Consider the following 7356-nt stretch of genomic DNA (forward strand, 5'->3'; position numbering starts at 1 on the left):
TGGGTGGGCGGGACGACCGCCGGCCCGGCCTCCGCGTCGGCCCGCGCCACATCCAGGCACGGGCGCAACGACCGATCCCGGCCTCAGCCGCGCTCGTCCGCTCCGGTCTCTGCCACGGCGTCGTCGTCCAGGTCGTCCGCGTCGGCGGCCCCATCGGTCCCGGCCTCCTGCGCGGCCACCTCGGCGGGATCGACCCAGCCCAGCATGACCCGCGCCGTCATCACCATCGACTGCGCCTCCTCGAGGCTCACGTCGAAGGGCTCCAGCAGCCCCTCGTCCTTGACCCGCTTGCCGTTCACCTCGGTCCAGCCGCCGGCCAGCTCCCAGTCGGCGCAGGTGGCGAAGTCCTCCAGCGACTTGATGCCGTCCTTGGCCAGCGCCTCCAGCATCTGCGGGCTCAGCCCGTCGAAGGCGATCAGCGCGTCCTGCATCCCCATCCCGCGGGCATTGGCCAGCGCGCGGGCGTTGGCCTCCTCCAGCTTGTCGCGGGCGCGGGCCTGAAGCTCCTCGGCGGTGTCGGCGTCAAACCCGTCAATGCCCAGCAGCTCGTCAGGATCCACATAGGCGACTTCCTCCAGCGAGGTGAAGCCCTCCGCCACCAGCAGCTGCGCCAGGAACTCGTCAACGTCGAGCTCCTCCATGAACAGCCGCGTGCGCTCGGCGAACTCGGCCTGGCGGCGCTCGCTCTCCTCGGCCTCGGTCATGATGTCGATATCAAGGCCCGTCAGCTGCGACGCCAGCCGCACGTTCTGCCCGCGCCGCCCGATGGCGAGGGACAGCTGCTCGTCCGGCACCACCACCTCGATGCGCTGGGCATCCTCGTCGATGACGACCTTGGAGACCTCGGCGGGCTGAAGCGCGTTCACCAGGAACGTCGCCTGATCCTCGTTCCACGGGATGATATCGATCTTCTCACCCTGCAGTTCGTTGACGACGGCCTGCACCCGGCTGCCGCGCATACCCACGCAGGCGCCGACCGGGTCGATGGAGCCATCATAGCTGATCACCGCGATCTTGGCGCGGCTGCCAGGGTCGCGGGCCACGGCCTTGATCTCGATGATGCCGTCATAGATCTCGGGCACTTCCATCTTGAACAGCGCCGCCATGAACTCCGGCGCGGTGCGCGACAGGAACACCTGCGGCCCGCGCTGTTCGCGGCGCACGTCGCGGATGAAGCAGCGGATGCGGTCGTTGGGGCGGTAGTTCTCGCGCGGGATACGGTCGGAGCGGCGCAGCACGCCCTCGCCCCGGCCGATGTCCACGATCAGGTTGCCGTATTCCTCGCGGCGCACCACGCCGTTGATGATGGAGCCGGCGCGGTCCTTGAATTCCTCGTACTGCCGGTCGCGCTCGGCCTCGCGCACGCGCTGCAGGATCACCTGCTTGGCCGATTGCGCGGCGATGCGGCCCAGATCGACGGGGGGGACGACCTCGTGGAACTCGTCGCCGGGCTCGGGGGTCCCGACCTCGGCCGGGGCGATGCGCGCCCCGCCACGCAGCCAGAACTCGTCACGGCCGGGCTTGGCGGCGACGAAATAGGGGCGCGCCTGATCGGCGGTGAACTGGGCGTGGTGATTCTCCAGCTCCTCGGCGTCGACCACGGTGCGCACCCGGGTAAACGCCGCCCGACCGGTCTTGCGGTCGATGGTCACCCGGATGTCCATGTCCGCCCCGTAGCGCGACTTGGCGGCGCGGGCGAGGCTGTCCTCCATCGCCTCGACCACCAGCCCGGGGTCGATCATCTTCTCGCGCGCGACCGCCTCGGCGGTCTGCAGCAGCTCAAGCTGGTTGGCGCTGGTGATGGCCATGTGTCGCTCACTCCCTCGGGGATGCGGTGCGGGGGCCCGGAGCGCCCCGCCTTCGGGTTCAGTGCAGGCGGCTCGGGGTCGGATCGTCGCCGTCGTCGGCCTCGTCTTCCTCGGTCTCGACACCGTCGAAGTCGTCTTCGTCATAGGCGCCCTCGCCCACGCCCGCGGCCTTGCGGGCGCGCAGCGTCTCGGCGATCAGCGCGTCGGTCAGGATCAGCTTGGCGTCCGACAACCATTCGAACTTCAGCCCGATGGTGCCGGCGTCGATCTCCAGCAGCACCTCGTCGCCCTCGGTCCCGGCCAGCACGCCGCGGAAGCGGCGCTGCCCGTCGATCAGCTCGGAGGTCTCGATGCGCGCGTCATGGCCGGCCCAGGCGTCGAAATCTTTCAGCCGGGTCAGCGGCCGGTCGATGCCGGGGGACGACACCTCCAGCGTGTACGGATCGCTGATCGGATCCTCCACGTCCAGAACCGCCGACACCGCGGTCGAGATCGCGCCGCAGTCGTCCACCACGATGGCGCCGCGCGAATCACCCGCCGGTCGGTCGGCCATGATCTGCAGCGTCGCGTGGCGCCCGCCCTGCAGGCGCAGGCGGATCAGCTCGAATCCCATCGCCTCGATCACCGGCGCGACGATGGCCGCCAGCCGCCGGTCCATGGGGGCGCGGGCCACCAGATCGGGAATATCGCTGGATGTATCGGACATGTGGGTCACGGTCGCTCCTGGCGGTTGCGGCGGATGCGAAGGGCGCAAACGAAAAAACGGGCCTCGCGGCCCGTCGAAACCTCTCCGGTGGGCTTCGGGGGTGGAGGCCGAAGCGCCGCTGTGACCCTTGTATACGCCCCGCCCCGCCCCGGCGCAAGGGGCACGCCACGGGGCGCTATCGCCGGGGCGGGCAGCGTGCTAGGCCGACGCCGTCACAGACTGAAAGGACCGCCATGGCCCGCGCCGGCATTCCCATCCTCGCCGTCCTGATCGACGCCGACAACTCCTCTCCCCAATGGGCCGAGGCGATCTTCGAGGAGATCGCGGCCCTGGGCGAGGCCAGCGTCCGCCGCATCTACGGCGACTTCTCGCGCCCCGCCCTGAAGGGCTGGAACGACCGGCTGGCGGGGCTGGCGCTGGTGCCGCACCACAGCCCGGCCAACACCGTGGGCAAGAACGCCTCCGACATCGCGCTGGTGATCGACGCGATGGACCTGCTGCATTCGGGCCGCTTCGACGGCTTCGTGCTGATCTCCTCGGACAGCGACTTCACCCGGCTGGCGTCGCGGGTGCGCGAACAGGGCCTCGATGTCTATGGCATCGGCCAGCAGAAAACACCGGAGGCCTTCCGCAAGGCCTGCAAGCGATTCATCTTCGTCGAGAACCTGCTGCCGCCCGCCGACACCCCCAAGGCCGAGCGCGAAGAGGTCGCCCCCAAGGCGCCCCCCGACACCGCGGTCACCCTGATCGAACACGCCATGCGCACCATCGGCGGCGAGGACGAATGGTATTCGCTGGGCCAGATCGGACAGTTCATCGTCGCCGCCAACCCCGACTTCGACACCCGCAGCTATGGCTCGTCCAAGTTGTCGGATCTGGTGGCCAAGACCGGCCGTTTCGAAATGCGCCGCAGCGAAGGCAACCAGACCTTCGTGCGCACAAAATCGTGAGTGTATTTCGGATATAGTAATACCTCTAAAGTTGAAAAAACGTCAAATTTGCGTTATTCCTCAATGGCCCGCGCAGTGTAGGCGCCGGGTGAATAAGGAGGAGTGCGCATGTTCAGATATGCAATCGCAGTTCCCGGACTGGCCGCCCTGCTGGGCAGTGCGGCCATGCCGGGACAGGCCGCAACGGCCATCGGCCAGGGAGACGCGCAGGCGCGGTTTTCCCTTGTCCTGGCGGAGGGGTCGACCCTGACCTCCAGCTTCACGACCGAGACGCTGGAGTCGTTCGAGGATCAGGACGGCAGCGGGACCGCCACTGCCAGCGCCGAGACCCAGGTGGAGGATGACCTGACGCTCGCATCGACGGACGAGGCGACGGCCGGTCCGGGCATCGGTTCCGGCCTTGCGCTCACGAGCGTTCTTGGCACCATCGACGTGTCCAACCCCGAAGGCGCCGAGGCAGGGACCTTCGGCTTCTCCCTCGGCTGGTCGCTGAACGCCCTCGCCGAGTCCGACAGCCCCTTTGCCTTCGCCACCGGGGCGGCCGCCATCACCCTGCTGGGACCCGATGGCGGCACGTTGTTCGAACGCAGCCTCGCCTTTGGCGAAGGCGGTGACTACGGCAGCGACAGCCTCGAGGACGTGTTCGCGCTCAGCATCGACGACGGCTTTGTCCTTGCCGGGGGCGAAACCGCCTCGTTTCAGATCCGCACCGATGCCTCGGCCAGCGCGTCGGTCATTCCGGTGCCGGCGGCACTGCCGCTGTTGCTGACGGCGTTCGGCGGGCTTGTGGCCCTGCGCCGGTTCAAGCGACACGACGCCTGACACCCATCGCAACCGCGCCGCCCGGGCTGCGCGCCCCCCTCCGGCCTTTGCGGGCATGGGGCGGCGGCGCGGTTGTTGCGCGCTCCTGCGGGCGCGCGGCTGTCGTTGCATGGCAGGCATGCCGGGACTTGCCCCGCGGCACATTCTGGAATAATTCTAAATCACGGGGACAGCCAGCCACCGCCAGCCATCCCCGCGCGCCCACCCCGTCCGGCGCCATCTGGTGCGCCCCCGGCGGCCATGCTATCGCCGCCCCCCATGATCGAGGTCTTTCTCAAGACATTGCCGTTCTTCGGCCTGATCGGCCTGGGCTACTGGGCCGGCCGGACGGGGTTTTTCTCGGCCGAGGCGACGGCGTACCTGACCAAGTTCGTGTTCTACTTTGCGCTGTCGGCGATGCTGTTTCGCTTTTCCGCCAACCTGTCGCTGGCGGAGATCTTCGACTGGCGGTTCGTCGCGGCGTATCTGTGGGGCTGCGGGGTGGTCTATGCGCTGGCGCTGGCGGTGGCCTTTGCGCGCGGCCGCCCCGTGACCGAGGCCGCGATGGAGGGGCAATGCGCGGTGATCGGCAATACCGGGTTTCTGGGCGTGCCGATGCTGGTGGTGCTGCTGGGCCCCGAGGCGGTGGGGCCGGTGATCCTCGTTCTTGCGGTGGATCTGGTGGTGTTTTCCTCGCTCATCACCATCGTCATCACCGCAGCGCGCGAAGGTCGCTTCACCCCCGCGATCTTCGGCACGCTGGGCATGGGGCTTCTGCGCAACCCGATGATCGTGTCCATGAGCCTCGGGTTTGCATGGTCGGCCACCGGGTTCGCCGTGCCCGGCCCGGCCAATGAATTCCTCGCGATCCTGGGCGCCGCCGCCACGCCCGGCGCGCTGTTCGCCATCGGCGCGTCGCTGGCGACCAAGGCCGCCGACCGGGTGACGGTGGCGGCCTGGCTGTCGGCGGCCAAGCTGGTGCTGCACCCCGTCGCGGTGGGATTCGCGGCGCTGGTGCTGTTCCACGTCGACACCCAGGCGGCGGTGGTGATGATCGCGGCCGCATCGCTGCCGGTGGCGGGCAACGTGTACATGCTGGCGCAGCACTACGGGGTGGCGCCGCAGCGGGTGTCCTCGGCGATCCTGATCTCCACCGCCCTGAGCATCGTGACGATCCCGCTGGCGATCGCCTGGACGGCAGGGCTATGAGCGCGCCGACCCTGTATGTCGACGCCGACGCCTGCCCCGTCCGGGCCGAGGCCGAGGCCGTCGCCACCCGCCACGGCTGTGCTTGCGTGTTCGTGTCGAACGGCGGGCTGCGGCCGTCCCCCAACCCGCTGGTGCGCATGGTCTATGTCGATGCGGGCGCCGACGCCGCCGACCGCTGGATCGCCGAGGCCGTGGTCCCCGGCGATGTGGTCGTGACCGCCGATCTGCCGCTGGCCGCGCGCTGCCTGGAGGGGGGCGCCGATGTGCTGCGCCACGACGGCACGGCGCTGACCCAGGCCAACATCGGCGCGCAGCTGGCCACGCGCGATCTGATGGCGGACCTGCGCGCGGCCGATCCGTTCCACCGCGCGGGCGGCGGGCGCAGCTTTGGCGCCGCCGACCGCAGCCGCTTTCGCGCCGCGCTCGACGCGGCGCTGGGTCGCGCCCGGCGCAGGTAGCGGCAGGTCCTTGCCACCGCCGGGCACATGGGAAAAGGTCACGCATGCTCTCGACCATCGAGCTTCCCGTCTGGCTGTTCGTGCTGATCCTCGCCTTTGCGGCGGTCACCTTCGCGTCGCACTTCCTGTTCCCGTCGGTGCGCTGGTTCTTTCGCCGCCGCATGGAACGCGCGGTGGCCGAACTCAACAAGCGGCTGGAGCGCCCGATCCAGCCCTTCAAGCTGATGCGCCGGCAGGACATGATCGTCCGTCTGATCTATGACCCCCAGGTGATGGAAGCCGTGGTCGAGCACGCCCAGGCCGAGGGCGTGCCCGAATCCGTCGCCTTCCAGACCGCGCGCCGCTACGCCCGCGAGATCGTGCCCTCGTTTTCCGCCGCGACCTATTTCGGGCCCGCGATCCGCTTTGCACGCGGGCTGTCGCGGGGCCTCTACAAGGTGCGGCTGGGCCACCATGACGAGGACGTGCTGCGCGGCCTCGACCGCCGCGCGGCGGTGGTGTTCGTGATGAACCACCGCTCCAACATGGATTATGTGCTGGTGACGTACCTCGCCGCCGAACGCTCGGCACTGTCCTATGCGGTGGGGGAATGGGCACGGATCTGGCCGTTGCAGGGGCTGATCCGCTCGATGGGGGCGTATTTCATCCGCCGCCGGTACCGCAGCCCGCTCTATCGCCGGGTGCTGGCGCGCTATGTCCAGATGGCCACGCACGAAGGCGTCACGCAGGCGATCTTTCCCGAGGGGGGCCTCAGCCTCGATGGGCGGGTGGGACCGGCGCGCAAGGGGCTTCTGCATTACATCGTGTCGAATTTCGATCCCGAGGACGGCCGCGACGTGATCTTCATCCCCGTCGCGCTGAACTATGACCGGGTGCTGGAGGACCGTGTGCTGCTGGCCGCCGCCGCCTCGGGCGAGCGGCGTTTTCGCGCGCGGATCGGGGCGATGGTCCGATTCGTCGGGCGCACCCTGTGGCAGCGGCTGCGCGGGCGGTTCCGCCGCTTCGGCTATGCCGGCGTCAGCTTCGGCGAACCGCTTTCGCTGGAGGCGTTCATGCGCAGCGATCCCGGCGCGCGCACCGACGCGCTGGCCTCCACGCTGATGGCCCGCATCCGCGCCGCGATGCCGGTGCTGCCGGTGCCACTGGTGGCCGCCGTGCTGGCGCGCGCGGATGGCCCCGTGCCCACCGCCGCCGTAACCGCGCAGGCCGAGGGCTGGGTCGCCGCCTTCCGTGCCGCGGGCTGCCAGGTGCACCTGCCCGATGGCGACGTGGGTCTGGCCGTGCGCGAGGGGCTGGAGGCGCTGGCGATCCGGCGCATCGTCGGCGAGGGCATCGGCGGCTGGCGCGTGGTCCCGGGAGAGGAGGCGGTGCTGGCGTTCTATGCCGCCTCGATCGGGCATCTGGTGGATGCGGTTGCGGCATTG

Annotated in this window: 7 protein-coding genes; 5 read left to right on the forward strand and 2 right to left on the reverse strand. The window is 69.5% G+C overall.

Annotated elements, in window-relative coordinates:
- Positions 1–83: 83 nt before the first annotated feature.
- Entirely contained in the window at positions 84–1808 is a 1725-nt protein-coding gene (gene nusA, locus CCR87_RS05435) for a transcription termination factor NusA (RefSeq protein ID WP_201156547.1), read from the reverse strand.
- 58 nt (positions 1809–1866) lie between these two features.
- On the reverse strand, positions 1867–2493 hold the full coding sequence (rimP, locus tag CCR87_RS05440; RefSeq protein ID WP_201156553.1) for a ribosome maturation factor RimP: 627 nt from the start codon (positions 2491–2493) through the stop codon (positions 1867–1869).
- 254 nt (positions 2494–2747) lie between these two features.
- On the opposite strand from rimP, the gene CCR87_RS05445 reads away from it, so the two are divergent.
- The 5 genes from CCR87_RS05445 to CCR87_RS05465 all read left to right on the forward strand — a co-directional run.
- A complete protein-coding gene (locus CCR87_RS05445) occupies positions 2748–3464 on the forward strand; it encodes an NYN domain-containing protein (protein ID WP_201156548.1) in 717 nt (238 codons plus the stop codon).
- Positions 3465–3572: 108 nt separating this feature from the next.
- Positions 3573–4286: a VPLPA-CTERM sorting domain-containing protein gene (locus CCR87_RS05450; protein ID WP_201156549.1), complete on the forward strand. Its 714-nt coding sequence runs from the start codon at positions 3573–3575 to the stop codon at positions 4284–4286.
- A gap of 258 nt (positions 4287–4544) precedes the next feature.
- Positions 4545–5474, forward strand: coding sequence for an AEC family transporter (locus CCR87_RS05455; protein WP_201156550.1), 930 nt, complete (start codon positions 4545–4547; stop codon positions 5472–5474).
- Positions 5471–5932 carry a YaiI/YqxD family protein gene (locus CCR87_RS05460; RefSeq protein ID WP_201156551.1) on the forward strand — a complete coding sequence of 154 codons (462 nt, stop codon included), beginning with the start codon at positions 5471–5473 and terminating at the stop codon, positions 5930–5932. Before CCR87_RS05455 ends, CCR87_RS05460 begins: the two co-directional genes overlap by 4 nt.
- Before the next feature lie 44 nt (positions 5933–5976).
- Positions 5977–7356: 1-acyl-sn-glycerol-3-phosphate acyltransferase (locus CCR87_RS05465; RefSeq protein WP_201156552.1), on the forward strand; the 1380-nt coding region annotated here is incomplete at its 3' end.

It is taken from the genome of Rhodobaculum claviforme, from assembly GCF_016653255.1.
In the GTDB taxonomy this organism is placed as follows: domain Bacteria; phylum Pseudomonadota; class Alphaproteobacteria; order Rhodobacterales; family Rhodobacteraceae; genus Rhodobaculum; species Rhodobaculum claviforme.